Source organism: Fodinisporobacter ferrooxydans (assembly GCF_022818495.1).
GTDB classification, from domain to species: domain Bacteria; phylum Bacillota; class Bacilli; order Tumebacillales; family MYW30-H2; genus Fodinisporobacter; species Fodinisporobacter ferrooxydans.
The window spans coordinates 4,456,133-4,482,772 of the sequence record NZ_CP089291.1; the positions used below are offsets into that span (position 1 = coordinate 4,456,133).

Here is a 26,640-nt window from a genome sequence, read left to right on the forward strand (position 1 = left end):
GCATTTCACGGTAGAATCAAAATTTTAAATCCGCTTCCGCCATGACCGTATAACCTGCCGGTGCCAGAGCTTCTTTCAGAGCTGCCAATGCAGCCGTTCCTACAGCCGTATCCTGCTCGCCGTTTCCGCCGCTGATTCCTATGCCGCCAATCACTTCCCCATCGACCACTACCGGAAATCCACCGACGAAAATCGCAAATTTGCCTGGAAACATCAGTTGAATCCCGTATGCTTCATTTCCCGGCAATGCCGGCCCTTTGGGTTCCGTATTGAACAAATGTGTGGAACGTTTGTGCCCGGCTGCCGTAAAAGCTTTGGCAATCGCAATTTCCGGACCGGTGATTCGCGCCCCATCCATCCGTTCCAATGCAATCAAATGTCCGCCGTCATCCACAATCGCAATCGTTTCATTGACTTGGATGTCTGCCGATTTTTTCTTGGCTGCTTCAATCATGATTTTTGCTTCGTTTAATTCCAGTTTAAGGATTTGTTTCATCCCTATCCCCTCCGATTTTTCATCCGTCCTGGGCGCAAAATATCGAAATCTTCAACCGCCCAATCCTCAATATCCAAAATAAACCGTTTTTGTTTGTGTGAAAAATTCCAATCCCACACGCCCGGACTCTCGAAATGTTGATGTGCTTGACTTTTTCAACCCGCCAAATGGCGCATGCATGAGATTTCCGGTCGTTGTGCGATTGACCTTCACCGTTCCGGATTGAATCTCCTTGACAAAGGTTTGCGCTTTTTCCAAATCCTTTGTCACGATCGACGCAGACAATCCATATGCCACACCATTGGCGACTTGCAATGCGTCGTTGAAACTGTCAACCGCAATCACAGCAATGACAGGGCCAAATATTTCTTCCTGGGCGATTCGCATATGTGAAGCAACGCCTGTAAAGATGGCTGGTTTGACATAATATCCTTTGCCATATTCATTTTCGGTTAGGCGATCACCGCCATAGACCAAATTTGCCCCTTCTTCCCGGCCAATCGCCACATATTCCAGAACCGTATCCAACTGACTTTGGTTAGCCAAGGGCCCCACCTGAACTCCTTCAGCAAAACCGTTCCCGATCTTCAGACGGCTTGTTTGATCAACCAGCTTTGCAACAAATTCATCATGGACGTTTCTCATGACAATGACACGACTGGTTCCCGTACACGCTTGCCCGGTGAGTTCGAAACCGCCTTTGATCGTCAATTCAACCGCTTTGTCCAAATCTGCATCCTCCATGACAAGAATCGGATTTTTTCCCCCAAGTTCCATTTGCATTCTTGTCGTAAGGGAAACCTGCCGATGAATCGCTTCACCCGCTTGCGTAGACCCGGTAAATGTAATTCCGCGGATGGCAGCATCTGTAACGAGCGGGGTTCCGACTTTTGCCGCAGACCCGGTAATAAAATTGAATACACCTGCCGGAATGCCGGCATCCGCAAGCGCTTCGGTCAATCGCAATCCCATTAGCGGCGTTTCCGAGGCCGGTTTAAATACGACGGTGTTGCCTGTCATCAGTGCCGGAGCGATCTTTCTGGCCGGTATGGAGAGAGGAAAATTCCAAGGGGTGATCACCGCTATCACACCTAAAGGTTCCCGAACTGTGAACACCATAGAGGCAGGATCGTCGTTTGCAAATGTTTCGCCGCTAAAGCTCAAACCTTCTACCGCATAATACCGCAACGTCGCGGCGGAACGTTTCACTTCCAGGCGGCTGGCCGACAGTACTTTTCCTTCTTCCCTCGTCAACTCATGAGCAATTTCTTCGCATCGGCTTTCCAAAATATCTGCCGCTTGGTTCAGAATAGCGGCACGTTTCGATGGAGACGTCTTTGCCCAGGCCGGAAACGTTTTCTCGGCAGCACGGATGGCACGAATCGCGTCTTCTGCCGTAGACGCCTGAAAACACCCGACAATATCTTCCCGATCAGCAGGATTCATGCTGTGAAATACGTTCCCATCAGAAGAATCAACCCACTGCCCATCGATATAATTCTTGTACGCCGTCACTTGAACTCCGATCACAATTTCACCTGCTTTACGTGGTATCGACGATTCGATTCTATGCGTTCATTCCCGTATATTCACACACTTGTCTTTTCACACGCCGGTTCTTTCGTACACCGGCAGTTTCCTTCATCAAAAAACTGCCGGTTTTTGTTTTTTCAATTCCCATTTTGCAAATCGTTGCTGTTGCATGATTGCGTAGTTGTACTTGCGAGCCGCAATTGCAATCAGGCGTTAATACTTTCCAAATCTGGCTGCACGTACGTACGGTATAGACCGTCCATATACATCCATCTCATTTTGGCGCCAGTACGAACAACTTCCAGACAACGTTGTTGCAGTTCAGGAGTATTGGCATAATCGAGTACAATTTGGAATCCGCGCTCTCCGTGGATCTCGTCAGACACGATATGAAGATCGAAGAATTCCACTTCCTCATCTGTGAAACGATAGGTTTCTTTGAGCGGCGGCAATTGTTTGCGATAAATATCCGGCACCTGTGATTCAAGGCCGACAATCAATGCGGCAGTCGCAACCACAAAGTGTTCACGAAACGCTATAGCATAGCACCAACTTTGCAGACCTAACGTTGTCGGACACATGTTGGCAGGATCTGTTACCCGCTCACCTGTTGTCCCGCATGCTTCTGCGAATCGAATCAACAAATCGGTGTGACGGGTTTCGGCAATTTCTTCTTCATACATATTTTGCAGGATAAAGTCTTTGGCATCTGTGTTAGCATCTGGTATATTCGCATAAATGTAAGCGAGATAATCTGCAAATGGACCTACATAGTGGTAATGATTTTCTGCCCAACGAGCAAAATGTTCGCGTTTTAATTGTCCGTTTGCCCAAGCAAGGCTAAATGGAGCTACTGCACTGTGCTTGCCTTTGATCGCTTCTTCCAACTGGTTACGAAATTCATCACGGGATAATAATTCTGCCATTTTAATCTCCTCCTTTTTTAGGGCCGGCATCTCGCTTTCAATCGTATATTGTATACCGATTATACTTGTTAAAACTTCGAGTACCCTTCCCTTTGCTCATTTCTCTTTCTTGTATTACTCTATTTTTTATCGGTATATTGTATACCAAATATGATGATTAAATATTACAAATATTAAAATAATAAGTCAACCACTTTTTTCATAAATTTTTCATATATTACGCCTTACGCCGAATTGACTGCAGGAAGCCGCACGTAGATAAAAAAATAAAGGCGGAGATTCCAGCCTTTATTTATATGTCTCCAAATATGACTTTTTTGAATTTTCGATATGAACCTTCATCAGGCTTTCCGCCAGTTCGATTTCGCCATTTCTTACAGCCTTGGCAATTTCGAGATGTTCCTTAAGCACCTGTTGTCTTCTCCCGGGCAATTCATGGCTGACATTCGCAAACGCTCGGATATAATCATATAAACTGCTGATCATTTCATACAACTTAGGGCTGCCGGCCTCTTTGATAATCGTGTCAATGATGTAAATATGAAACTGTTCGTTGTCTTCTGCCTGATTATCGCCGGATACTACTTGATTGATCTCCGAAATCAACAAATCTAATCGAGATCCATGCCCCTCATTGATTCTTTGTGCAGCTAATTTAACAGCCAATCCCTCTAAAACAGACAGGATTGTAAAAATCTCGATGATTTCACCCGGGGACATTTGGGAAACGATTACACCTTTTCTGGGAAGTGTTTTAACAAATCCTTGTGACTCGAGACGAAACAACGCTTCGCGAATCGGTGTGCGGCTGATATTCAATTTTTCGGACAAATCCCGCTCCACTATCCGCTCTCCGGCTTTTAATTCGCCATCGATGATCGCCTGTTTGATATATTGGTAAACCTTATCCCGGATGGGACTTAATTCGTCTTTGTCCCATTGGTTTTGATCATTCATTTTTTTACTCCTTCCTCTGATTGGTCCGCAAATTCCAGTCCTCGATGACGAGCAAAAAGAATCCCTGATACATCAGGAAATTCTGTATGCTTTGCCCGATTGATGTCTGTGCCAAAAATAAAGCCTGCAATATTTCTTTCAAATGACGTTAGAATGTCTATAGTATATTGTATACTATTCTTTCTTTCATTTCCAGATCTTTGCCTTGTTACTTGTTATACTCACCACCATCCGAATCTTACTCACCATCCTCCCAATCCTACTACAAATTTGCGCACATATACTTCATTTCTTTCAATTGACCGTACGTTCCACCTTTGATACAATGACTTTAATTTGGTATACAATATACCTATTATAAAAGGAGGAGTACCATGCTTACAGTTGGCATCATCGGCTATGGAAGTATTGGTAGAGATGTTTCGAATTATATCGTTACGGATCGTGCAGGAAACGTTGAATTGCAGGCAATATTGGTAAGAGATAGGAAACAAATAGCCTCCCATTTGCCCGCTCCTCTTTTTGAAGATCAAGCGGATCGCTTCTTTGCTCGCGGATTCGATATCGTTGTCGAAGCGGCCGGTCATAATGCGGTAAAACAGTTTGCAGAACGTTCGCTGCGCGGCGGAAGTGATTTTATTGCAGTAAGTGTCGGAGCGTTTGCCGATCGCGAATTATATGAAAAAACCCTTAAAATTGCCGCAGAGACGGGAAAACGTTTAATTATTCCTTCCGCTTCCATCGGCGGGCTGGATCGAATTGCTGCCGCAGCCGTGGGAACGATCGAACACGTTACATTAACTTCCAAAAAACCCCCACGGGCATGGTATGGCACGATTGTTGAGCAGCGCATCGATTTGGAACAAGTCACGGAGCCTGTTTGTGTATTTGAAGGTCCTGCAAGGGAATCGGCGCTTCTTTTCCCGGAAAGCATCAACGTTTCTGCTGCCTTGAGCCTAGCCGGTATCGGTTTTGATAAAACGAGCGTACGTGTATTTATCGATCCGACTGTAAGCAAAAATACGCATCACATTTCCGCATCCGGAAGTTTTGGAGAAATTCAACTGGAATTGAGCAATATACCGTCAGCCAATCCCAAAACTGGCTATATTACGGCAATGAGCATTGCCAAGGTCTTGAAAAATCTTTCCACTCCTTTGATGATTGGGTTATAGAATCTATCTTGTTCTTGGAAACGGCAAAGAATCTATGACTGACAATACCAGAAAAGAAGGTATGATAATGAAAGATTCTTATTCCCGTCTGCTGAATCGTATTTACATCATCACGATCTCCTTTTATTTGCTGACGATCCTTTTGCCTAACCCCAATTGGTTTCACAACGTGATTTCGATTCTGACAATTCTCTGTTTGCTCGTTTCCATTCCCGTTGCGAGCATGCTTGTGAAATGGATCAGTATTCTTTTTTTGCTGGGAGGAAGTATTCTGGTATTTTCTCATGGCGGCTCCTTTTCCTCCATGTACCTCCTTTTTGGAAAAATGCTCGATTTATTGACACTCTTTACACTCATTCCATGTATGGCAATCCCGATTCAGATCGGGAACTACTCCCCGTCCATTCTGCAATTGATTTCTCGCTATTCGGGAGACGAGCAAAAGTTTTATCATGCAATCACTCTGATTGGGTATGCATTGGCAAGCATCATGAATCTGGCCGCTCTGCCGATGACCTATTACAGCATTCAGCCGGCATTAAAAAAGTTTTATATTCAAAATGAGGACCGATTTTTGTCGACCAGCATTACCCGGGGGTTTGCCATGCCATTAGTTTGGAGTCCGGTAGCCGCCATAGTCGGGGCTGTCGTACAGATCACCCATGCCGGCTGGTTTTGGATTTTGCCCTTTAGCTTGCTGCTTAGCGCCATCGGTATTGCGCTCGGATTGTTGTTCTCACCAAGGAAGTCCAACTCATCTCTGGAAGCGTCTGCCGCCTCTACCAGTCATGCGGTTGAGACAGTCAAAGCCGATCCAATCGCCGAGGCTGCTGCAAACCCGGTATTGAAATTAGGCCAAATGGGACTTGGCATTCTCTTATTTGCCATCCTGATGACCGGTTTGCAGCAGATGGAATCTTTATCGATTGTATCCGCTGTATCAATTCTCGCTCTTCCCTTTTCCTTCGTGTGGGCAGTTTTTTTACGGAAACAAAAGCAATTTATACAATCCGGAAAAAAACAACTATCTCAATTGGCAAACATGCAGGATCAGTTTGCCGTTTTTTTATGTGCCGGATTTTTTGTGGATGCACTTCAGATGTCCGGGGTAGCTCCAAGCATCGATCAATTCTTGGTGCATGTGAGTCACCGAATTGGCACTGCCTGGTTTTTAATGTTGATTCCGCTGATTCCTGTATTCCTTTCTCTTGTGGGCATGCATCCGCTTGTTTCGATCGCATTGCTTGGCGAATCCCTGGATCCCAGAATGATCGGCATTCGTCCGGAATGGGTAGCTGTCGCTTTTCTCGGAGGAGGTGTTACAACCTTTCTTCTGAGTCCTTTCAATGCAACATTGACCATTATGAGCGGAATCATGAAACGGAGTCCCTTTGAACTTGCGAAATGGAATCTTCCCTTTTGCGCTCTCTATCTTGTGACTGTAATCCTGCTTGTATCATTTTTAAATCTGTTTTGGCCACATGGATAGACGAAAACACCCTCCGATCATTCGAAGGGTGTTTTCGTCTGGATAAAAATTTTTCCAGGATCCGTAGCGATAGGCACCGATTGCAGGGGATGGCACGAGTATTTATTGGCAATTGCCTATGCCTGCTATAGCCCCTCGCTGCGTTTTGTCTTTTCCACCTCTTGCTTGAGCATCCCCCATATTTCGTTGAATAACTCCTGGAAACGGGGACTGTTTCGAACTTCCTCGATGCGCCGGGGCCTGGGCAAATCAATCTTGAATGAGCATTTGATCGTTCCCGGATGTGCGGTCATCACCACGATCCGATCGGCCAGAAAAATCGCTTCATCGATACTATGTGTAATGAAGGCAACTGTTTTTCGGCTTTCTTCCCAAATACGTACAAGTTCTTGCTGAAGGATGATACGGTTTTGTTCGTCAAGCGCTGCAAATGGCTCATCCATGAGAAGAATCTCCGGATCGTTGGCAAACGCCCGTGCGACGCTGACCCGCTGTTTCATTCCCCCGGACAATTGGTGCGGATAGGAATTCGCGAATTTTGTGAGGCCTGTTTTGGCAAGAAAATGATTCACAGTTTCTTCTACTTGTCTTTTGGGTACCTTGCGCATATTGAGACCGTACGCAATATTTTTCTTTACAGTCATCCATGGAAATACGGCGTGCTCCTGAAATACCATCGAGTTCAGCGGTTTATTTACATTGTGATGAATCATGTTCATGCTGCCTGTGGAGGGCTGCTCCAGTTGTGCCAGAATGCGAAGAAGTGTTGTTTTTCCACACCCGCTTGGCCCTACGATACATACAAACTCTCCTTCTGCTATCGCAAGATCCACATGTTCCACGGCCGTAACGATATTTTTTTTCACCTTGAATTGCTTTCCAATGCCTTGCAGAACGATCTTGTTGACTTTGGGCTGCAGTATCTCGATTCTATTCAGGTTTTCCATCGGCAAACTCATTGGACATCCTCCTTATTCATTTTCTCTTCCAAGGAACGACCAGCATTTCTATCTCATCGACGAGTATGCTGAATATGTAGCCGAGTGCAGACATGAGGACGAAGGATACGAACATCGTAGACATGTCGTACACTTCATACGACATCCAAATGCGATATCCGATCCCAGACTGTGCACCGACCATCTCCGCTGCAACGATCAGAAGCAGCGCTTCGGCGACTCCGATTTTAAGACCGGTAAAAATCATGGGAATGGATCCGGGGATCGCCACTGTACGGTAATACTCCAGTTTTGATGCGCCGAAATTTTTCGCCACATCCAGATAACGTGAATCCAGTTCCAAAACACCCGCAGCTGTGTTTATGAGCACAGGATAAACGACGCCAAGAGCGATAAGCACGATCTTTTCCGTTTCACCAAGTCCAAAAATAATCATTAAAAGAGGCATGATAGCCAGTTTTGGAATGGGGTATGTGGTGTAGACTATGGGCTCAATCAAAGCGCGCATGAATGGAAACAACCCCACGCTGAGCCCAAGGACCACGCCGGGAACCGCACCGAATACAAATCCTAATGCAATCCGGTATAAACTGGTTTTGATATCTTCGACGAGGACTCCTGAAGCAAGATGACTGATCATTGTTGATACAATGGTGGTTGGCGTCGGAAAGTCTTTTACATTGATCCAATGAAGAATGCCAAGGATCTGCCAGATGAGGAGGAGCAAAATTGGCGATCCGACAGCAAGAAGACGTCTGCGCTGGACGGGGTTTAATCCGAGTTTCAGGTTTTCGATCTGTGTACCGTTCACGGTAACAACCTTTGTGACTTGAAGTGTTGACATGTTTTATCGCCTCCTCACCGCTGTTTCCAAGGAATCAGCCGCACTTCCACTTCATCTACAAGTACAGTCGCAATATATCCAAGTAGTGCCAATAACCCGAAAGATACAAACATCGTCGTAATATCAAAAAGGTCATAGGAAGTCCAAATTCGATATCCGATTCCGGCAGAAGCTCCATGCATTTCGGCAGCAACCAACAGCAGGACTGCCATGCCAATGCCGAGGCGAAGTCCTGTAAAGATCATGCTGAGTGATCCGGGAATCGCCACTGTGCAGTAATAATTGAACTTGGAAGCGCCAAAGTTCTTTGCAACATCCATATATCGTTTATCCAGATTCAAAACACCCGCGGCTGTATTGATGACAACAGGGAAGATTACACCGAGCATAATGACGATGACCTTTTCTTTTTCCCCAAGTCCGAAAATCAGCATGATCAGCGGCATCAATGCCAGTTTTGGAATCGGATAAAGGGTTGCGACGATGGGTTCAAAAATCGCTCGCACAATCGGAAAAAGGCCCATGCTGAGTCCGAGAATAACACCAGGGACTGCTCCGGCAAAGAAACCGAGAATGACACGCAACATGCTTGATTTTAAATCGATGGCGATTTGTCCCGTGGCAATTGCCTTTATATACGCTTGAACAATGGTACTGGGGGCGGGGAAGAACATGGCATTCAGAACACCGATTCGAACGAGAAGCTCCCAGATCACCAAAAGGACGATGGGGGAAATGACCATCATCAACCGTTTGCGCTGCTTTTCAGTCATAGTTGCTTTCACTGTTTCGATTTCGGTACCCGTGACAGTAACAATTCTTGACGCCTGAATGGTCGACACACAACATCCTCCTTTACAATCCTCGAAAAGGAAAGGGGATGCTCCCCCCTTCCTTTTTTTTCTTCTTAATTTATTTCTGAGGTTTTTGGTATTTTCCAAGTTTTTTCAAGGCATAATCGGCATAGGATGGATCGACCAGATTATCAACATTGGTTTTCTTCTTCACCATGCCTTGTGCGGCATACCAGTTTTGATCGTTGACTACGCCATCTTTCGGAATCTGACCGTTCGGATCAAGAAAAGGAGGATTCATTTTTTGGTACGTCTTGGGGTCATTGACAAACGTTTCTTTGGTGAGAATTTTGATAATCTTATCTCTATCTTTGTTTCCATAAATGATGGCATCGTCATAAGCACGTACGCCTTGAAGATATGCGACCATGAATCGATTGCCAAGATCTTTGTTATCTACGAGTTTTTTACCATATGCAATGGTAGAAATCTCTTCATCAGGCGCATAATCTTTTGGATTTTTCCACCAGGAATAAACACCTTGATCGACACCGCTGGTAATGAGAGGTTCAATTTGCACTGCCGCATCCATCGCGCCCGTTTTCACACCCGTTAACAAATCCGGAAACGAATCGACGATGACTTCCTTGACGTCTTTTGTGGTTAGTCCACCTTTTTCAAGCGCTTTGCTCAGAAACATTTCATTGATGGAACCTTTGGAGGCAATTCCTACTTTCAAACCTTTCAGATCTTTGTAATCTTTTACTTTGTTTGCAAGTTTTTTGCTGACAACAAGCGCAAAATACGGTTTGTCAGGCAGATTCTGCCCACCATCAGCAGCGAGCCGGATTGGTACACCTCTGGCGGCAGCGTTGAACAGGCCTGCACTGATGACCGTTCTGGCCACATCGATTTGACCGGAAGCCAATGAAGTCAGCATATCCGCTCCAGAAGCGAATTTCTCGTAATCGACTTTGATCCCCTGTTTTTGAAAATATCCGAGTTTCATTCCAAGAATGAGTCCAGCTTCCGCCGGAGCGTTATCCATGGCAACTTTCACAACGGTGAGTTTGCCATTGCCATTTCCGCTGCCGTTATCTGCAGATGCTGATGCTGATTTCGATCCCCCGGCAGTTGATGTTCCACAACCTGCAAGAATGAGAGATACTGCCATGCCTGTTGTGAAAAGTCCGACTCCAACTTTCTTTGATGGTTTCCATGCCAACATACATTCCTCCCAATGCTGAAGTAAGAGTTCAATCAGTGATTGATGTCGGGAAATCAGGTGAGTGATGCTGCGAAAGCAATCTACCTCCTTGCGGTGAATCTGATGGGATTGGGAGAGCCATTGTAAAATGTCAAATTGTATTTTGTATACCAAAAATGGTTCTTAAATCAGACTATATAGTACAAATGAGCTATTGTAAAATTCCGTATTATCTGAAAATGGACAAAATTTGTTCGAAATTATATCGTAATCTATGTATATCTCATAAATTCATGAAATTATTATAATATAATAATGTATCTTAACTAAAATTCCGTTTATTTTATCAATCTTTTCACAAGGCTGCATAAAAATGTATTGTATTTTGTATACCGAATTACATTCCGTACGCCAATCATTTATCCGACAAAACCAAAAACGGCTGCCTTGCTTTTGGTAGCCGTTTTTTGCGATGCGCGGAAGGCTTTATCCTATCAATTCGGGAGAACCGATCGTCATAACTTAAATAAATTTATATGTTGTTTTTCATTTTTATAATCCACGCCTCGAAAATTTTATCAAAAATAAAGCCCTTGCTTTAGCAAGGACAAAAATCAACCCGTATTATTCGCCTAAATCCACATTGTGGAACACATTTTGAACATCTTCCAAATCTTCTAAAACATCAATCAACTTTTTAAATGGTACGATTGCGTCTTCAGGAAGCGTGATTTCATTTTGCGGAAGCATTGTGAGTTCCGCGACCGTAAATTCCGTTATACCCGCAATCCGGAATGCTTCTTGTACTGCGTTGAATTGGTCAGGCTCGGCATATACGATAACTGCTCCGTCCTCTTCTTGAATGTCGCGTACGTCTACATCTGCTTCCATTAATAGTTCAAGAACTTCATCGGCAGTTTTACCTTCAATACCGATGACAGCCGTTGCATCGAACATATAGGCTACAGATCCGTTTACTCCCAAGTTGCCGCCGTATTTTTTAAATGCAGCGCGTACATCGGATACCGTACGATTTACGTTATTTGTCAATGCGTCTATGATAACCATTGATCCATTTGGTCCGAAGCCTTCATAACGAAGTTCATCGTAATTTTCTTCTGAGCCGCCTTTGGCTTTTTCAATTGCACGGTCAATAATCGCTTTCGGCACATTGTACGTTTTGGCACGATCGAGTACTGCTTTTAAAGCCGGATTTGCTTCCGGATTGGGTTCACCCCGTTTAGCTGCTACATAAATCTCGATTCCAAACTTTCCATATATGCGAGCGTTATTGGCATCTTTTGACGCTTTATTTTCTTTAATATTGTTCCACTTGCGACCCACGATATTTCACTCTCTTTCAACTACAAAAAATTATAAATATGAAAAACTGCTTTTTCTACAGCTTTTCCTATTATACCTCAAATGCATGCGTTATTACGATCTCTGTCACAAAAATTATTGTGAATTTCGCCCTTTTAACAAGACTAAGTTTTATAGACGGAAGTGTCAATCGTTCAAAAGTTTTAATATAGAATCTCTTCATTGGGATTCGAATTTCATGCATTTTTACTAAACTCATAAACCACTTCTTGCAGAAGCAACGGGTAAATTGCTAAATTTTTTAGGCAATCAATCTGATTCCTTTAGTCATCTTCATAATTTCCCTTTTCTTGGTTTGACATTGCCGGCGCTAATTGCAGGAACGATTCGCCTAAAATTCCGATTCCAAACATACGTTCATTGTTTTATAATCTAAATATAGGTAATAATGGAATGTGGGATTGATTTCATTGCCAAGTATCAAACGAGACATGGCCTGAACGATTTATCAAAATTGGAGCATTATAGAAACGAATAAAAAATGAATTGGGACCCAAGGAGCTGATGTATTATGACATTGCGATTAAACCCCTATTTAGTGATGGACGGAAATGCAAAGGAAGCGATCCAATTTTACGAAAAAGCATTAGATGCCAAAGTCCTCTTTAACCAAACGTTCGGAGAGATGCCTGAAAATCCTGAATTTCCTCTGCCGGAAGATGCAAAGGAGCGCGTGGCACACGCCATGTTAAAAGTTGGCGAAACGGATCTTATGTTTTCTGATACGTTTCCAGGTCAACCCCATCAAAAGGGCAATCAGGTTACAATCTGTATTTCAACTGGCGACAAGGAAAAATCCAAACAAATTTATGCAGCCTTGCAGCAAGACGGTCAAGTGATCATGCCGCTCCAAGAAACTTTCTTTAGCCCTGCTTACGGCATTGTAACGGACAAGTTCGGTGTAACTTTCCAAATTTACACAGAGGGCCAACAGTAAATTTTAGCACCGCTGCTGCAATTGATTTGCTTACGTGAAATACTACAATAAAACGGCTCTGTTCGCATCGTTTGCGACAAAGCCGTTTCATGTAGCAATAAGTCGGATTCCTCGTTCTGGGCGATTGTCATCAGGGGCAATACCTATTAATTGATGTGTGCTGCTGTATGAATGGAATTCGGCCCTGTCTCCTCTGGGGGTAACGGATCAGCAGCATACATCGGTAGCCGTATGATTACTTCCGTTCCTCGACCGACCTTACTTTCGACCTCAATCGTGCCTTTAAAGTATTCGACTAATTGTTTTACCATGTATAGCCCGATCCCTTGACCTTCTTTTTGATTATTCAGTTTTCCGTATTTACGGAATAATCTCTTGATCTGGTGAGAACTCATACCACTTCCTTGGTCCTTTACCGACAACCGTATAAAATCACCGTCAAGTTCCACATTAACCTTTACCGCGGATCCTTCTTCACTATACTTAATCGCATTTCCGACAATATTCGACACGATGAGACGCAGCCCAATTCGGTTTGAACTCATCATTTCACTACCATGCAAGCATAGTGTATAAATCAATTGAACGCCCTGAATTCGAGACTTCACACTCATAATATCTAATATTTCCCGGATAACTGATGATGGATGGAGTGATTCTATTTGCCATAGTTCCTTATTCGATAGCATTTGTTCCGTGTGTATAATATGTTGCATTTCTTGGTCGATGGCATCCACGTAGTCAGCAATTTCCCGAAGTCTTTTTCGGTCTTCTGCTCGAGAAATGGTTCCTTGCTCCAAGAGCATGAAGACGTATCCCTTTATGACGGTTAATGGGTTACGTACTTCATGTGAAACGACATGTGCAAAATCAAGCTTTTGTTTATAGAGATCTATCTCAGATTTTATTTTCATATGTGTCGATAAAGAAGGAAAAATCACATCCTCTTCGTTGCTGTACAACGGCGAGCGAGCGAATTCTTCATCAGTCATAAAGTATTCATGATGTCTCATTAGTTTGTTCTGAAGTATGGCGGGAACCGTATTACCGTTATAAGCACAGACAGCCATAACCCCAATATCTAAGACAGCAGCGTTTGCCCTGCATTCAAATGTTTCAAGCATGTTCACGATATCGTCCTGTTCTGTCCACTTCACGCCGGCCCATGAACGTATGGCTTTTGTCTGTCTTAGCAGCGGTTCTAGCAGTTGACCAAAATAATCTACAATCTTGTCGCAGTAGAAATTTCCATATGTACCGTAGAACTCATCGTTGTCCACATAATGAACCCATTCGAGTTTATCACTTGGCAGAATGGAGCCTATTTTGCCGTAGATGCGACGGCGTATTTCCTCTGTTTCTATCAACAAAATCATGTTGTTCTGCTCAACTCCTGCAACGATATAAGCCACTGCGTTATCAACATATGCATCTAAATCCTCATATACATAAAGAATGTGTCCTGAACTCAATAATTGGATGTTCTCTGTTAGCTGAAATTTCTTGCGTTTCATAAATATCCTCCAAATTTTAACACTCTAATCCAACGCACAAAACCATACAATTATTCAAATCATACAATGAAAAACCCTGCTGTCTTTATTCACATTATACCAAGATATTAAAGTCTTTTTGAATACGAACTAAAAACGTCAGCTTACACTCTCGGCCAAGTTACAAAAGCAATCAACGTCGATTTGATTACAAGTGCGTGTTCAAAAAGTGGTTAAGTAAGACACAAGGAGTGCGAAGTCGAAGCACGAAAAGACGACGGAGTGTACGTGTTTGGTACATGAGTAAGTCTTTTTGGGATTCGACAAAGCAATCCGCCGTGGAGTTTTGACCACTTTTTGAACAACCTCTACAAAAAGAAAAATAAACAGAAGCCTTCTTAATTGAAGGTACTCCTGTTTTTGCGCTTGTTTCTTCTATTAAATTACTGTTAAATGCTTATTATTATGGCAAATTACAAATGTGATTTGTCATAATGAATGAGACTCATTTAATTTGAGCTGATATCACATATGTTCCGACCAAAGAAGGTTGGGTATATGCAGACCTTTCAAACCCGAGCGCAGGCGATAGTATTCTAACAAGATTTTTCCAGTTTTTGCACAACATTCTTATTTAGATTCTTTCCTGACTGTTTTACCAAGAAAACAACAATACAAGAACTTATGATCATAAGGGTACCTAAGAAAACCATACTTGCATTAAAGGATCCTGTCGTATCCTTGATATATCCTACGATGTATGGTCCAAAGAAGCCACCGAGATTTCCTATACTGTTGACGAGTGCAATAGCCCCTGCAGCTGCTGCTTCAGTTAAGAATGATGGCGGAATCGACCAAAATGGAGAGAATGCACCAAACGCACCACATAGGGCGATGGTTAGAAGTACAAATGATACTATAATACTGGCATTTGCAACATAGCTACTAGCAATCATCGCAATGGCACTTATTGTTAAACATGCCGCAACATGCCAACGTCTCTCGTTCTTCTTGTCGGAATGATTCCCAACCAGAATCATTGCCACCATGGCACAAACATACATTAGCCCTAAAATCCATCCCATAGATTGAGTACTAAGGGATGTTGCCTTAGTTAAACCTTTAGAGATTGTTGGTAAAAACATGATGATTCCATAATAACCAACCAACCAGCAGAAATATCCTAAAGATAAGATTAGAACGTCACGATCTTTTAAAGCTTGCAAAAAAGTGTAATGTTTTACTTCCTGTTTTTCGAGTTTCTCTTTTGTTGTAATGTCAATTAACCATTTTTTCTCATCTTTGTTTAACCATTTTACAGATTCAATTGTATCGTCAAGATAGAAATAGCATACAACACCTAAGATTACAGCTGGAATCGCTTCCATGATAAACATCCATTGCCATCCACCCAAACCTAACCAGTGGACACCTAATAAGAAAGTGGAGAGTGGAGCACCTAATGCATTAGCACCTGGTATAGCCACCATGAATCCTGCGATCGCTTTTGCATGATGTTTCGTTTGATAAAAATTGCTTAAATAAAACACCATACATGGATAAAAACTTGCTTCAGCAATCCCTAAGAGAAATCGTACTGTATAAAATTGCATTGGAGTTTTTACGAAAGCTGTTAAAACAGCTATTACAGCCCATGTAACCATTATTCTGCTAATCCATTTTCTAGCTCCTACTTTCATCATAATGGCGCTGCCTGGTACCTCCAATAGGAAATAACCAAAGAAAAAGATCCCTGCCCCAAATCCAAAAACCGCATCAGAAAAACCTAATTGTTTGTTCATCTGCAGTGCTGCAAAGCCAATGTTTACCCTATCTAAAATAGATACTGTAAAACATAAAAATAGAAACGGAATTAATCGTAACGTAATCTTTTTAGTAGTTGAATGCTCTAATTGAAGTTGGTCCAACATCATTTCCTCCTTAAGTTAACATATCTTTTTTTGCAAGTTTTTAATTCAATTAGAAGTTGATCGTCACAATTATCGAATTGTTTTTGACAATAAAACTGCCTTTCTTCCTGAGAAGTAAAAACTCAATATTGTAATCCCTTACATGCAGCGCTTTCAAGAAATACTCGATTCGGCGAACCAAAAGACATGTTATGTCAGATTGCTTCAACGATTGTTATTCTATAATTGTGAATCAGCACACTATAATTAGTGTCTTTTTGGTATCTTACTATGCAACAAAGTAAATGACTAGAAGTAGATACAGCATAGTATTACATAATATGGAATGTAAAAATATTAAAATTTCATTTTGCAATTCTAATCGGGAATGGTTTAGCAATGACTACCCCACTCTCATACTATCCCTCCTTTTTTTGAACAATTAAAATCTCTCCAACCATTCTCTTTGTGCTCCTGTATACTTGATTACTTGTATACTAAGTTACCTTGTATAATTAGTATAATTTCCTTAGTTGCGTTTGTCAATGCGATATGAAATTGTTCTAAATCTCATGATAATTGTATGATTCTTAAATTGGAATCACATCGTAGCGGCAGGCCGATAAAAAATAAAAAATTCCCCTTCATTATTTAAGATGGGGAATTTAGGAGCGAATTTACTTGGACTAATCTTTCCAATATCGATCATATAAGTTTTGCATATGTTTCGTCATGATTTCCACTGCTTCTTTTTCGTTGTGATCTTCAATCGTTTTAATAAGTAATTGATGCTCTTTAAAATTAACATCTCTATAGTCTGGTCGAGTTACGGTTCGATCTCGAATAAATTTCCACATTTCTTGTTGTTTCATTGCATTACTGATAGCCGCCATGATGTTAATAAATAAATCATTGTGAGAGGCCTTTGCAATACCAGTATGTAGTTTTTCATCTGTTTCTGGTACGTATACGCCTGCCTTGGTTTCTTCTTCCATCTTTTTTATGGTTGAACGAAGATCTGCTATGTCTTCATCAGTAGCCCTTTGTGCAGCAAATTTCACAATCAGAGGCTCTATATTCATCCTTGCTTCTACAATATCCTCAGGGGATATCGATTCAAATAAAATGGCTGTTTTAGAACTTTCGGATGCGATCTGATTGCTTTTAACATAAACTCCTTCGCCTTGACGGGAATAAATAATACCATTCAACTCCAATGCACTAAGAGCCTGTCGAATAGGTGCACGGCTTACACCAAACTGTTCGCATAGCTCTTTTTCAGTTGGCAGTTTATCACCTATTTTAAATGAACCAGATTGGATTTCTGAAAGAATTTGATTATAAATTTGCATATATAATTTTTTGCTGGATACTGGATTAAAATTAATAATAACCACTTCTCTCCATATTGATGCTTGTATATTTTCACGGACACATCTTCGCTGATTTTCTCTATATTTTTCCAAAATAAAAACGAACAGATGCGTCCTTTTATTTGGAGTAGCGGGCATGATAGCCTCGTCTGATGATGCCAATGTTGGAACATCCGGTTTCTCAGCAGGGAGTCATACCCACTGAAGCTCCATGCCACGCGTCATGGCCCAACTCATTTTTAAAAGGCCAAGTTTAAATACATGATTATTTTTTCATCCAAAAATTTACATAAATGAACTATTATGTTTATTTGTTTTAAATAATTAGTCATAAATAATTATATAAAAAATTATTTAAAAGAGCAATTAACGAATATTTTGAAGGATTCAAACCTTGTTGACAAAAAATTTTCATCAAAATTCTCTGAACAGATTATTTTTTCATCAGAATTAAGAATACGATGCTTGCTGCAACATCTTTCGCTCCACCAGGTCTTCTCAAAGGAATAAGCCTCAATTTATTCATCGGATCTTTCTTATTCCTATAAAATACAGGCATCCAGATCGGAATGCCTGTTCAGTAAAGTGATATGAAACTAATCCATGTGTGAACCACCATTAATATCTATTTCTTCACCAGTAATATAGGATGCTTCTTCTGAAGCTAAGAATGCGATGGTTGCCGCAACTTCTTCCGTTTCACCAGGTCTTCCCATAGGTATGCCTGCTATAACTTCCTTTGCCTGATTCTCAGGAAGAGACTTCCATATGTCCGTATTCACAAGTCCTGGTGCAACACAGTTTACTGTTATTCCATCAAGTGCAACCTCGCGGGCAAGATTCTTGGAAAACCCTAACACCGCTGCCTTTGAAGCGGAATAGTGTGCCCCGCCAAATACTCCTCCTCCTCGTTTTGCTGATACCGAGGAAAGACTTACAATCCTACCATACTTTTGCTTTTTCATTGTTTCTAGTACTGCTTGGGTGCATAAGAATAATCCAAACATATTCACATTAAATATTCTTGTTATATCCTCAAGTGTCATATCTTGAATAGTAACTTTTTGTGAAATTCCTGCGTTATTTACAAGGATATCGATCCGTCCATATGTTTCAAGTACCTTCTCCACCATGGCATCAACAGATTCTTTGCTGGTTACATTTAATTCTACCCCTAAAACTTTTCCGCCAGCTTCTGTGATAGCATTAACCGTATCTTGAACCCCGTCCATATTAATATCAGCGACAACAACTGCTGCCCCCTGTTTTGCAAGTGTTAAAGCAATAGTACGCCCAATCCCTTTTTTGGAACCGCTGCCAGTAACGATCGCTACTTTATTATCTAATTTAAACACTTTGGATTCACTCCTCCTGATTTATTCATTCCTTATTTAAGCATTTCCTTCGCCGTTTTTACGATATTTTCGATTGTAATTCCATTAAGCTCTAACAGCATTTCATATGGAGCGGACTGTCCGAATTGATCTTGCACTCCTATTCTTCTTACAATACCCCTTCCTTCTTCTGCAATTACTTCACAGACTGCACTTCCAAGACCATTTAAAATATTATGATCTTCAACCGTAATGATTTTTCCAATATTTAGACATTCAACAACTGCTTCCCGATCCAGAGGTTTAATCGTATGCATGTCTAACAGCTTTACAGAAATACCGTCTTTCTCCAATTGTTTTGCTGCTTCTATTGCGAGATACACGGTATCACCATTCGCAACAATCGCTATATCTTTACCGTCCTTGATCTTCTTTGCTTTCCCAATAGTAAATTCTTCATTTTCATCATATATAATCGGAACTGCATCCCTGGTAAAACGCAGGTACACCGGTCCATAAATTTCCGCTGCTTGTTCTACTAATTTTCTGGTAGAATAATAGTCAGCACCCATAATAACAGTCATATTCGGAATCGTTCTTAGCACTCCCATGTCCTCTATACTTTGATGGCTTCCCCCATCATTCGCTGGAGTAAGTCCCCCATGCGAACAAGCAATTTTTACATTTAAATTTGGATAGCAAATCTCCTGTCGAATCTGCTCCGCCATTCTTAACGATCCAAATACTGCGTACGTGCTTACAAAAGGAATTTTTCCAGTTGTCGCAAGCCCTGCAGCTAATCCAGCACCATTTTGCTCAGCTATACCAACATTAACATGCTGATTAGGTAATTGCTTTGCGAATTCTGTGGTCTTACATGACTTGCCGATATCGATATCAACTACATAAATATTCTTATTCTTTTTTCCCAATTTGACAATTTCATCACCGAAGGCTTCTCTGGTTGCTTTTTTCGGCAAACTATCTTTTTCCACTACACTCATTATTTTAACCCCCCGGCTATTTCTTCAATTGCTTGAAGATACTCCGCTTGATTAGGAGCAATACCATGCCATCCTACTACATTTTCCATAAAAGATACGCCCTTACCCTTTACAGTGTTCAATACGACACACTTCGGTTTTCCATTTTTTGAATTTCTAATATAATCTAATGTTTCAACAATCTCTTCCATTGAATGGCCATTTATTCTTTTTGTTTCAAAACCAAATGCATGAAACTTCTTTTCTAAATCCTGATTCGGCATAACTTCTTCTGTTGTACCGTCAATTTGCAAACCATTATCATCAACAAAGACAACTAAATTATCTAGTTGATACTTAATCGCACTTTGCGCAGCTTCCCATATTTGTCCTTCTTGGCATTCTCCATCTCCTACAATAGCGAAAACTCTGTAATCTTTTGAATCTCTTTTGCCTGCTAGTGCCATTCCAACTGCACAAGAAAGTCCCTGTCCTAGAGACCCAGTAGAAATATCAACACCCGGACACTTTTTCATATCAGGATGTCCCTGAAAAGGAGATCCATACTTTCTTAAAGTATAAATGGTTTCATACGGTACATACCCTCGTAAAGCTAATGCTGCATATTGTATTGGACAAACATGTCCTTTTGATAAAACAAACCGATCACGGTCTTCCCATTTAGGATTTGCAGAATCAATGTTCATTTCCCTAAAATAAAGTGCAGCTACTACATCAGCTGCGGAAAGAGAACCTCCCGGATGTCCTGATTTTGCTTCATGAATCATCGTGAGAGCTGTTTTTCTAAGCTCAATCGCTTTTTGCTTTAATTCTTCAACGCTTATATCGTTCATACCAGTCACCTCATTAAATAATGACTTGAAGTTTTTAGATTTAAACTAAAATCCTCCCAGCATTTTTGTTGTCTACTTGTATACTAAGTTACCTTATGGATTAAGTTTATCACCAATCAAGTATTTGTCAACCTGGATTTTATTTAAAAGATTCATGGCCAAACTCTAACTTTTTTTCATGAAAAAATTCATTTGATTTAACGTACAAATTTAGAAAACACTGGAATATTGGAACCCTAGCCAAATTCTGCAATTGAAGCTGTCGATCATTGACGATACTCAGGCAATATTTACCCGTAACGGATTCTTTGCGATTTGCCAGGCGAGTTTTAAGGATTCGGATTGGGTGTAGCGGCCTTTTTTGTAGAGATCGTGGTTTAATAGCATGATAAAAACAAAACAAAAACAGACTTAAAACGTGATTTAAGCCTGTCTCCAGCTACCGATGTTAAAATTGATAAGAACGAATACATTGCGCTTCAGGTGATTGATCGGATTTGTGATTATTTAAGGTACGAAATTGAAGATGTTGTGAGACATGTTAAAACAGAAAATTCAGATGTCTGATATATTCATTCCGAGTGATTTGTTAGGTTATAAATCGGACGAAGAAGGTGAAACAAATGACCCATCCTGACGAACAAGTAGTAAACGAAGTCGTTCAACGTCTTGTCTCTGCACTTCCCATCGAAAAAATCATTTTGTTCGGTTCTCGTGCCCGCGGGGAAGCAAAACAAGATAGTGATTTCGACTTTTTGGTTATCATGGATACGGATTTAAGTCCTTTGAAACGGAATGTGGAAATTCGAAAAGTTGGTCGTGTAAAAGGGTATCCAATGGATTTTTTAGTAAGAACTCCAGAAGAAATGGCAAACGGGTTTATTATGCAAAAAGAAATTGCCGCTGAAGGAGTTGTTGTGTATGAACGATAATGTCAAGGAATGGCTTCGAAAAGCGAATGACGATCTGAAAGTTGCAGAACTTATTCTTTCCGCCGATTTGTTTGACACGGTTTGTTTTCACTCACAGCAAGCTGGAGAAAAGTATTTAAAGGCGATATTATATAAGTTGAACCAATGATTTCCTATTCAAGTGTAAGCTATAATCTCACACATAGTCGGTCAATAATTTTCATAGGGTCTTTCATGATTTGGTGAATGAATTCCTGTTCAAATAACAAATGCTCAATTTCTTCATATAGTGGAGATTCAGGATGAAATTCAAGGTATTGTTGAAACCTTGGATGAACTCGTACAAGCTCTTCCAGTTAATAAACAAGAATTCCTCACCGCTGAGGAAGCTAAGCAACAATACGGATTAAAGGCTGATCTGCCGTAAGTAAAAGAATGCTCTTGGATCGTTAAGCTAACGGGCAGAAGAGTTGAACAAAAAGGAAGTTTTTAGGGGGGGATACCATGAAGGTTAGGGATGCACGCGTAGCGGCAGTCGATTGGGTGGCAAGCCGCGCCAGCAGAGAAGCAGGATACATGGGAGCGTACTTCAGCGGCTCGACGGTAGGGCTGCCGGACGACACGGAGATGTCCGCCTGCTCCGATATCGATGTCATGGTCGTGTTGGACCTAAAGGACCTTCCGCTCAAACCAGGGAAATTGATCCATTTGGGAGTGCTTGTTGAGATCTCCTATCTGTCCTGGCATCAGCTTTCGTCCGCTGAGGACGTTCTGACATTTTATCATCTTGCCGGCAGTTTCCGGACGGACACCATCATTGATGATCCCACGGGACATCTGCGCAGTGTGCAACGGGAGGTATCCCGCCATTTTGCGAAACGGGCATGGGTACGCCGTCGCTGCGGAAACGTGCTGAAGTCGATCGAGAGGGGACTGGGATCCATCGACCCCTCCGCACCGTGGCACGATCAGGTTACGTCATGGCTTTTTCCGACAGGCGTAACGACTCACCTCCTCCTTGTTGCTGCACTTCGTAATCCGACGGTTCGATTACGTTATCTAGCTGCACAACAAGTTCTTCAGGCGTACGGGCGCATGGTCGATTATCCGCACCTGCTGAGGCTGCTTGGATGCGCCGACTTAAGTCCTCAGCGTGTCGAAATGCATCTGAATGAGCTTGCCAGTACCTTCGATGCAGCGTCAGCCGTTGCAAGAACGCCGTTTTTCTTCAGCTCCGACATTACGGCCGCAGCAAAGCAGATCGTTATTGACGGGAGCCGGGAGCTGATACGATTAGGCTGTCACCGCGAAGCAGTCTTCTGGATGGTGGCGACCTTCGCAAGGTGCCACAAAATTCTCGCTACGGATGCCCCGGAGCTACAGCCCTTGTACGCGCCTTCCTTCGAAAAAATGGTTGCCGATCTCGGCATTCGATCACGGGACGACATTCGTCAGCGTGCCAAAGATGTCTGCGATTTTCTTCCCGATCTTTGTGAAGTGGCTGAGGAAATTCTGCTGGCTAACCCTGAGGTTGAATAGCATCTATGCGAAATACCATTTCAGGCATGGAGGTTCCCGACTTTTTCAAAGAATTTCTCCTGGTTAATAAACAAATAGCGAGCCATGCCGTATGAATCGTTTATCCCGCTGCGCTAACGGGAACGATAGTTGAATAACAGAAATAAGCAGGCCAAAACAGTATTGTTCAAGTTTTGGCCTGCTTTTTGTGATACTCCCTCAAAAATACATTGAATACATGTAAACAATGTGCAGAGCCTTAAATTTCAAGGGTTTTTCACGTTCGAGTATAGATAAACGTCATTTTGTTGGCGGTACCCTAACTAACACTTGCTGAAGCCGCAAGCCTCGCATTCGTTGCAGCCGCCATGGCGCACCAACGTGTGCTGATGGCATTGCGGGCATAGATCCTTTGCTGTATTAAACTCCCGCAGGCTCAATCGTTCCGCTTCCTGTGCCTGCAATTCGATGGAACAGGAGATCTCATTCCATTTCACATGGCGAAGCGGGAATGTTTCCGAATGGTCGATTAACGCTTTTGCGATGGCGTCAGGAACAGATGTAATTCTTCTGTCGCCAAAGCCAACGGAATTGGAACCGCCGATTCCGGAAAAATGCTGGACGAGCACCGCTTCCTTATGAGGATTCTGGGAATCCATCAAATACAGTGTAATTGCACGGCCTAACGCTTCATTGGAAGCATATACGTCGCTTCCGGCTTTCCCGATATTGACGAACACTTCTCTCGCCAGGTGATCTTCCGGATCGTCGTTGATTGTGATATATGCAGTGCCAAGGGGCGTTTCTTTCTTATAGGTTGCCCCATATAAAACATCCGGACGGCTTTTTTTCCGATAGCCCGCGAGCGGGGCCGGCAGCACTTGCGATTCATTCTTCCCCGTTTGCGCCAAGTCCGCTTCCACAGATGCCGATTGCGATTGCTTCATCGTCTCCGTGGAATCTATCTCCGTATCTTCCTTTTGCTTGTCCTCTTCCTTCAAGGATAAGACTTGCTCGGAGCGGGATCCGTCGCGGTAAATGGTGACACCCTTGCAGCCAAGTTCATAGGCAAGATCGTAGAGCTTCTTCGTATCTTCCACCGTATACGAGTTCGGTGCATTGCATGTTTTGGAAATCGAGCTGTCAATCCATTTTTGCAGCGCTGCCTGTACACGCACATGCTCTTCCGGCGTGAGATCCATGGATGTCACAAAATACTCCGGCAATGTATCCGCTTCTGGTTGGACATGTTTGAAATCGTCCAAAATCTTCGCGTTTTCTTCAAACATTCCAAGTCGGGAGTTGCGGTAATACGACCATGCATAGTAAGGCTCACAGCCGGTACTGCAGCCGACCATCGTACCTGTCGTGCCTGTCGGCGCAATCGTCATTGTCGTGACATTGCGGACACCATGCGCCCGAATAGCCTCCGCCACATGTGGTTTATGTGCGGCCATTGCCTGCATGAAGCCGCTTTGCAAATACAAGTCCGCATCAAAAGCAGGGAATGGGCCGTTTTCTTTGGCAAGCTCGACCGATTCGAGGTAACACCATTCTGCCATCATGCCGATCAGCACATCGATCAACTTGGTGGATTCTTCGCTGCCATAGCGAACGCCACAATGAATCATCAAGTCATGCAATCCCATGATCCCAAGGCCGACCCGACGTTCTTTCATCTGGTTTTCACGATTTTCATCAAACGGATAATACGTCGCATCGATGATTGCGTCCTGAAAGCGCAAGCCCGTGCGTGTGGCGTATTCAAGCTCTTCCCATTTGATGTGATGCAAGAAAAATTCCGCCTTGTCCGCATCGAACAGTTTGCGAAGTTCTGTACGAATATGCGTCTCCAATTCTGTATTTTTAAACGCATAGGTTTCTGATGTATCCTTGAATCCCATTGTAAATTGGCTCAATACGACAGCTCCCAGGTTGCAAATCCCATAAGCCGGAAGCCCTTGCTCGCCACACGGATTAGTCGCTATAATCGGATTGAAATAGTGGGAATTGCTCATGCGATTGTAGCGTCCCATAAAGACGACACCAGGTTCCGCGCTTTTCCAGGCGGATTCCATCATCATTTCCCACATTTGCAGCGCCGGAAGACGCTCCGCCACTTCAAATGAGCCGCCATTTGCCAGCCATTCATAAAAATCCCCATGGAATTCCGACATATCTGCAAGACTTGGATAGCCGAGTTCCCATACCGCTTCGTCCGCTTTGGCCTGCATAAATTCTTCCGATACACCCACGGAAATGTTGGCGCCTGTGATCACACCGTCCACTTGTTTGCAGCGAATAAATTTCAGGATATCCGCATGTTTGTCGTTCAAAATCAGCATCAACGCACCGCGGCGGGATCCGCCCTGAAGCGTCAATTGGCAGCCGACGCTCATGATCTCGCCGACGCCAACCGGGCCAAATCCATTGCCAAACACCTGGTTTCCTTTGTCGTACAGCAATCCCCAGGAATATGCCCCGGAACTGCGTCCATTGACGCCACGCACATAACTGTAGCGCGGCCGCAACGAAGAAAGCACCATCGACACGCGTTTTCCTTCCATCATCGCTTCCCACATGTCGGCAAGCGCTTCTGCGATGCGTGCGCGGCGATCCCCGGGATAAATTGTCATGCCAACTAAATCTTGGATACACATGACGCCCGATTGAATGATCGTTTCATACAAATCTTCCGCAGGCAAGGATTCTCCGTATACGACCGGATGGCCTTGCTCGACCCATGCGTCGATATCGCCGTTCCAATATTCGTCATACCCTTCCACGCTCGTATCCGGGAATACGAATGTCCAGTCGCTTTTTTCTTCCACAGCGCGCAAAAACTGGCGATTGATCCGTACGATTTTGGTGCTGTTGGGATACGTTTCCGCAAGAAAATCCAGAAGATCTCCATGCCACACATCCAGAACCAATTGCAGTTCCCCTTGGCGTGGCTGATCGGAAATCGGCACAAGGGATCCTTGCGGCGGCACTTGCGACAAATTCATCCCGACACCGCCGGACCGGGCCTGGATTTCTAATGTTTGCCCGAAAGAACGGGCATAATCACGGGGAGATGCTCCCACATTCGGAATGACAAAACAATTGTAGCTGGTTGTTTGAATCCCTGTCCCCATCGACGCGTTAATGCGCCCGCCCGGAACGTATTTCCAGCCGCTTTGCAATTGATAGAATTGTTCCTCCCAGAAAGCCGGATCTTTCGTAACAGTTGCCGCACCTTTCGCAATCCGGCGCCACATTTCCCGCGGAGATGTTTCTTTCAAGACATCGATATGATCATAGGAAAGTTCCGTTTCAAATCCGTCCCGCAATTGCACCTTTACCATACGCTTCTCCGGTTGCAACTGAACCACTTTTGCCAATTCGTGATAGGCGCGTTTTTTGTCCAATACCGCCACAACAAGACTTCCGACTTGCAATGTCTCTTTTTTGGCGTCTTTTAATAAATAGCGGTCCGCAACGATCCGCTCACCTGTTGGCGCCAAATAATCTTCATTCGTAAATGGCAGCATATAGCTGTTTTTCTGTAATTGATCGATCATC

General features: G+C 43.0%; 22 protein-coding genes and 1 pseudogene. 7 read left to right on the forward strand and 16 right to left on the reverse strand.

Going from position 1 to position 26,640, the window contains the following annotated elements; translation table 11 throughout:
• Positions 1 to 16: 16 nt before the first annotated feature.
• From LSG31_RS21390 to LSG31_RS21405, 4 genes are all read right to left on the reverse strand, one after another.
• Positions 17 to 496 carry a GlcG/HbpS family heme-binding protein gene (locus tag LSG31_RS21390; RefSeq protein WP_347437056.1) on the reverse strand — a complete coding sequence of 160 codons (480 nt, stop codon included), beginning with the start codon at positions 494 to 496 and terminating at the stop codon, positions 17 to 19.
• A gap of 66 nt (positions 497 to 562) precedes the next feature.
• Complete coding sequence (locus tag LSG31_RS21395) at positions 563 to 2,026, reverse strand: aldehyde dehydrogenase family protein (RefSeq protein ID WP_347437057.1); 1,464 nt, start codon at positions 2,024 to 2,026, stop codon at positions 563 to 565.
• Positions 2,027 to 2,235: 209 nt separating this feature from the next.
• Entirely contained in the window at positions 2,236 to 2,955 is a 720-nt protein-coding gene (locus tag LSG31_RS21400) for an iron-containing redox enzyme family protein (protein WP_347437058.1), read from the reverse strand.
• Between the two features lie 288 nt (positions 2,956 to 3,243).
• Positions 3,244 to 3,912, reverse strand: a complete 669-nt coding sequence (locus LSG31_RS21405) for a GntR family transcriptional regulator (protein ID WP_347437059.1) — start codon at positions 3,910 to 3,912, stop codon at positions 3,244 to 3,246.
• A 374-nt stretch (positions 3,913 to 4,286) separates the two neighbouring features.
• Here LSG31_RS21405 and LSG31_RS21410 point away from each other — a divergent pair, with 374 nt between their 5' ends.
• Together LSG31_RS21410 and LSG31_RS21415 are read left to right on the forward strand one after the other, a co-directional pair.
• Positions 4,287 to 5,087 carry an aspartate dehydrogenase gene (locus LSG31_RS21410; protein WP_347437060.1) on the forward strand — a complete coding sequence of 267 codons (801 nt, stop codon included), beginning with the start codon at positions 4,287 to 4,289 and terminating at the stop codon, positions 5,085 to 5,087.
• Positions 5,088 to 5,154: 67 nt separating this feature from the next.
• The gene (locus tag LSG31_RS21415; RefSeq protein WP_347437061.1) at positions 5,155 to 6,576 is read left to right on the forward strand and encodes a hypothetical protein; all 1,422 of its coding nucleotides are present in this window, start codon (positions 5,155 to 5,157) and stop codon (positions 6,574 to 6,576) included.
• Positions 6,577 to 6,701: 125 nt separating this feature from the next.
• Here LSG31_RS21415 and LSG31_RS21420 read toward each other — a convergent pair whose 3' ends face one another.
• From LSG31_RS21420 to LSG31_RS21440, 5 genes are all read right to left on the reverse strand, one after another.
• Complete coding sequence (locus LSG31_RS21420) at positions 6,702 to 7,535, reverse strand: ABC transporter ATP-binding protein (protein WP_347437062.1); 834 nt, start codon at positions 7,533 to 7,535, stop codon at positions 6,702 to 6,704.
• Positions 7,536 to 7,551: 16 nt separating this feature from the next.
• A complete protein-coding gene (locus tag LSG31_RS21425; RefSeq protein ID WP_347437063.1) occupies positions 7,552 to 8,379 on the reverse strand; it encodes an ABC transporter permease in 828 nt (275 codons plus the stop codon).
• A gap of 14 nt (positions 8,380 to 8,393) precedes the next feature.
• A complete protein-coding gene (locus LSG31_RS21430; protein ID WP_347437064.1) occupies positions 8,394 to 9,221 on the reverse strand; it encodes an ABC transporter permease in 828 nt (275 codons plus the stop codon).
• Between the two features lie 70 nt (positions 9,222 to 9,291).
• Positions 9,292 to 10,401, reverse strand: a complete 1,110-nt coding sequence (locus LSG31_RS21435; RefSeq protein ID WP_347437065.1) for an ABC transporter substrate-binding protein — start codon at positions 10,399 to 10,401, stop codon at positions 9,292 to 9,294.
• A gap of 603 nt (positions 10,402 to 11,004) precedes the next feature.
• Entirely contained in the window at positions 11,005 to 11,724 is a 720-nt protein-coding gene (locus LSG31_RS21440; RefSeq protein WP_347437066.1) for a YebC/PmpR family DNA-binding transcriptional regulator, read from the reverse strand.
• Positions 11,725 to 12,274: 550 nt separating this feature from the next.
• Between LSG31_RS21440 and LSG31_RS21445 the strand changes: the two genes are divergently transcribed.
• Positions 12,275 to 12,700, forward strand: coding sequence for a VOC family protein (locus LSG31_RS21445; RefSeq protein ID WP_347437067.1), 426 nt, complete (start codon positions 12,275 to 12,277; stop codon positions 12,698 to 12,700).
• Between the two features lie 146 nt (positions 12,701 to 12,846).
• On the opposite strand, the gene LSG31_RS21450 is transcribed toward LSG31_RS21445, so the two are convergent.
• From LSG31_RS21450 to LSG31_RS21475, 6 genes are all read right to left on the reverse strand, one after another.
• On the reverse strand, positions 12,847 to 14,214 hold the full coding sequence (locus LSG31_RS21450) for an ATP-binding protein (protein ID WP_347437068.1): 1,368 nt from the start codon (positions 14,212 to 14,214) through the stop codon (positions 12,847 to 12,849).
• Between the two features lie 575 nt (positions 14,215 to 14,789).
• On the reverse strand, positions 14,790 to 16,121 hold the full coding sequence (locus LSG31_RS21455) for an MFS transporter (RefSeq protein ID WP_347439579.1): 1,332 nt from the start codon (positions 16,119 to 16,121) through the stop codon (positions 14,790 to 14,792).
• 668 nt (positions 16,122 to 16,789) lie between these two features.
• Positions 16,790 to 17,455 (reverse strand): FadR/GntR family transcriptional regulator, encoded by a 666-nt coding sequence (locus LSG31_RS21460; RefSeq protein WP_347439580.1) that lies wholly within the window; start codon positions 17,453 to 17,455, stop codon positions 16,790 to 16,792.
• 617 nt (positions 17,456 to 18,072) lie between these two features.
• Entirely contained in the window at positions 18,073 to 18,831 is a 759-nt protein-coding gene (locus LSG31_RS21465; RefSeq protein WP_347437069.1) for an SDR family NAD(P)-dependent oxidoreductase, read from the reverse strand.
• A 32-nt stretch (positions 18,832 to 18,863) separates the two neighbouring features.
• The gene (locus tag LSG31_RS21470) at positions 18,864 to 19,814 is read right to left on the reverse strand and encodes a transketolase family protein (RefSeq protein ID WP_347437070.1); all 951 of its coding nucleotides are present in this window, start codon (positions 19,812 to 19,814) and stop codon (positions 18,864 to 18,866) included.
• On the reverse strand, positions 19,814 to 20,647 hold the full coding sequence (locus tag LSG31_RS21475) for a transketolase (protein WP_347437071.1): 834 nt from the start codon (positions 20,645 to 20,647) through the stop codon (positions 19,814 to 19,816). Before LSG31_RS21475 ends, LSG31_RS21470 begins: the two co-directional genes overlap by 1 nt.
• Before the next feature lie 396 nt (positions 20,648 to 21,043).
• Here LSG31_RS21475 and LSG31_RS21480 point away from each other — a divergent pair.
• From LSG31_RS21480 to LSG31_RS21495, 4 genes and pseudogenes are all read left to right on the forward strand, one after another.
• Positions 21,044 to 21,214, forward strand: a pseudogene (locus tag LSG31_RS21480) (helix-turn-helix domain-containing protein); the annotation flags it as partial.
• 56 nt (positions 21,215 to 21,270) lie between these two features.
• The gene (locus tag LSG31_RS21485; RefSeq protein ID WP_347437072.1) at positions 21,271 to 21,579 is read left to right on the forward strand and encodes a nucleotidyltransferase domain-containing protein; all 309 of its coding nucleotides are present in this window, start codon (positions 21,271 to 21,273) and stop codon (positions 21,577 to 21,579) included.
• The gene (locus LSG31_RS21490; RefSeq protein WP_347437073.1) at positions 21,569 to 21,727 is read left to right on the forward strand and encodes a HEPN domain-containing protein; all 159 of its coding nucleotides are present in this window, start codon (positions 21,569 to 21,571) and stop codon (positions 21,725 to 21,727) included. The genes LSG31_RS21485 and LSG31_RS21490 overlap by 11 nt, the downstream gene beginning before the upstream one ends.
• Positions 21,728 to 22,062: 335 nt before the next feature.
• Positions 22,063 to 23,097, forward strand: a complete 1,035-nt coding sequence (locus LSG31_RS21495) for a hypothetical protein (RefSeq protein ID WP_347437074.1) — start codon at positions 22,063 to 22,065, stop codon at positions 23,095 to 23,097.
• A gap of 302 nt (positions 23,098 to 23,399) precedes the next feature.
• On the opposite strand, the gene LSG31_RS21500 is transcribed toward LSG31_RS21495, so the two are convergent.
• On the reverse strand, positions 23,400 to 26,639 hold the full coding sequence (locus LSG31_RS21500; protein ID WP_347437075.1) for an adenosylcobalamin-dependent ribonucleoside-diphosphate reductase: 3,240 nt from the start codon (positions 26,637 to 26,639) through the stop codon (positions 23,400 to 23,402).
• Position 26,640: the final 1 nt, after the last annotated feature.

Bases quoted from the DNA above. Each gene is read 5' to 3' on its own strand.
- LSG31_RS21390 (WP_347437056.1), bottom strand. From the start codon at position 496: ATGAAACAAATCCTTAAACTGGAATTAAACGAAGCAAAAATCATGATT.
- LSG31_RS21400 (WP_347437058.1), bottom strand. From the start codon at position 2,955: ATGGCAGAATTATTATCCCGTGATGAATTTCGTAACCAGTTGGAAGAA.
- LSG31_RS21405 (WP_347437059.1), bottom strand. From the start codon at position 3,912: ATGAATGATCAAAACCAATGGGACAAAGACGAATTAAGTCCCATCCGG.
- LSG31_RS21410 (WP_347437060.1), top strand. From the start codon at position 4,287: ATGCTTACAGTTGGCATCATCGGCTATGGAAGTATTGGTAGAGATGTT.
- LSG31_RS21415 (WP_347437061.1), top strand. From the start codon at position 5,155: ATGAAAGATTCTTATTCCCGTCTGCTGAATCGTATTTACATCATCACG.
- LSG31_RS21420 (WP_347437062.1), bottom strand. From the start codon at position 7,535: ATGAGTTTGCCGATGGAAAACCTGAATAGAATCGAGATACTGCAGCCC.
- LSG31_RS21425 (WP_347437063.1), bottom strand. From the start codon at position 8,379: ATGTCAACACTTCAAGTCACAAAGGTTGTTACCGTGAACGGTACACAG.
- LSG31_RS21435 (WP_347437065.1), bottom strand. From the start codon at position 10,401: ATGTTGGCATGGAAACCATCAAAGAAAGTTGGAGTCGGACTTTTCACA.
- LSG31_RS21445 (WP_347437067.1), top strand. From the start codon at position 12,275: ATGACATTGCGATTAAACCCCTATTTAGTGATGGACGGAAATGCAAAG.
- LSG31_RS21450 (WP_347437068.1), bottom strand. From the start codon at position 14,214: ATGAAACGCAAGAAATTTCAGCTAACAGAGAACATCCAATTATTGAGT.
- LSG31_RS21460 (WP_347439580.1), bottom strand. From the start codon at position 17,455: ATGCAAATTTATAATCAAATTCTTTCAGAAATCCAATCTGGTTCATTT.
- LSG31_RS21470 (WP_347437070.1), bottom strand. From the start codon at position 19,814: ATGAGTGTAGTGGAAAAAGATAGTTTGCCGAAAAAAGCAACCAGAGAA.
- LSG31_RS21475 (WP_347437071.1), bottom strand. From the start codon at position 20,647: ATGAACGATATAAGCGTTGAAGAATTAAAGCAAAAAGCGATTGAGCTT.
- LSG31_RS21485 (WP_347437072.1), top strand. From the start codon at position 21,271: ATGACCCATCCTGACGAACAAGTAGTAAACGAAGTCGTTCAACGTCTT.
- LSG31_RS21490 (WP_347437073.1), top strand. From the start codon at position 21,569: ATGAACGATAATGTCAAGGAATGGCTTCGAAAAGCGAATGACGATCTG.
- LSG31_RS21495 (WP_347437074.1), top strand. From the start codon at position 22,063: ATGAAGGTTAGGGATGCACGCGTAGCGGCAGTCGATTGGGTGGCAAGC.
- LSG31_RS21500 (WP_347437075.1), bottom strand. From the start codon at position 26,639: ATGATCGATCAATTACAGAAAAACAGCTATATGCTGCCATTTACGAAT.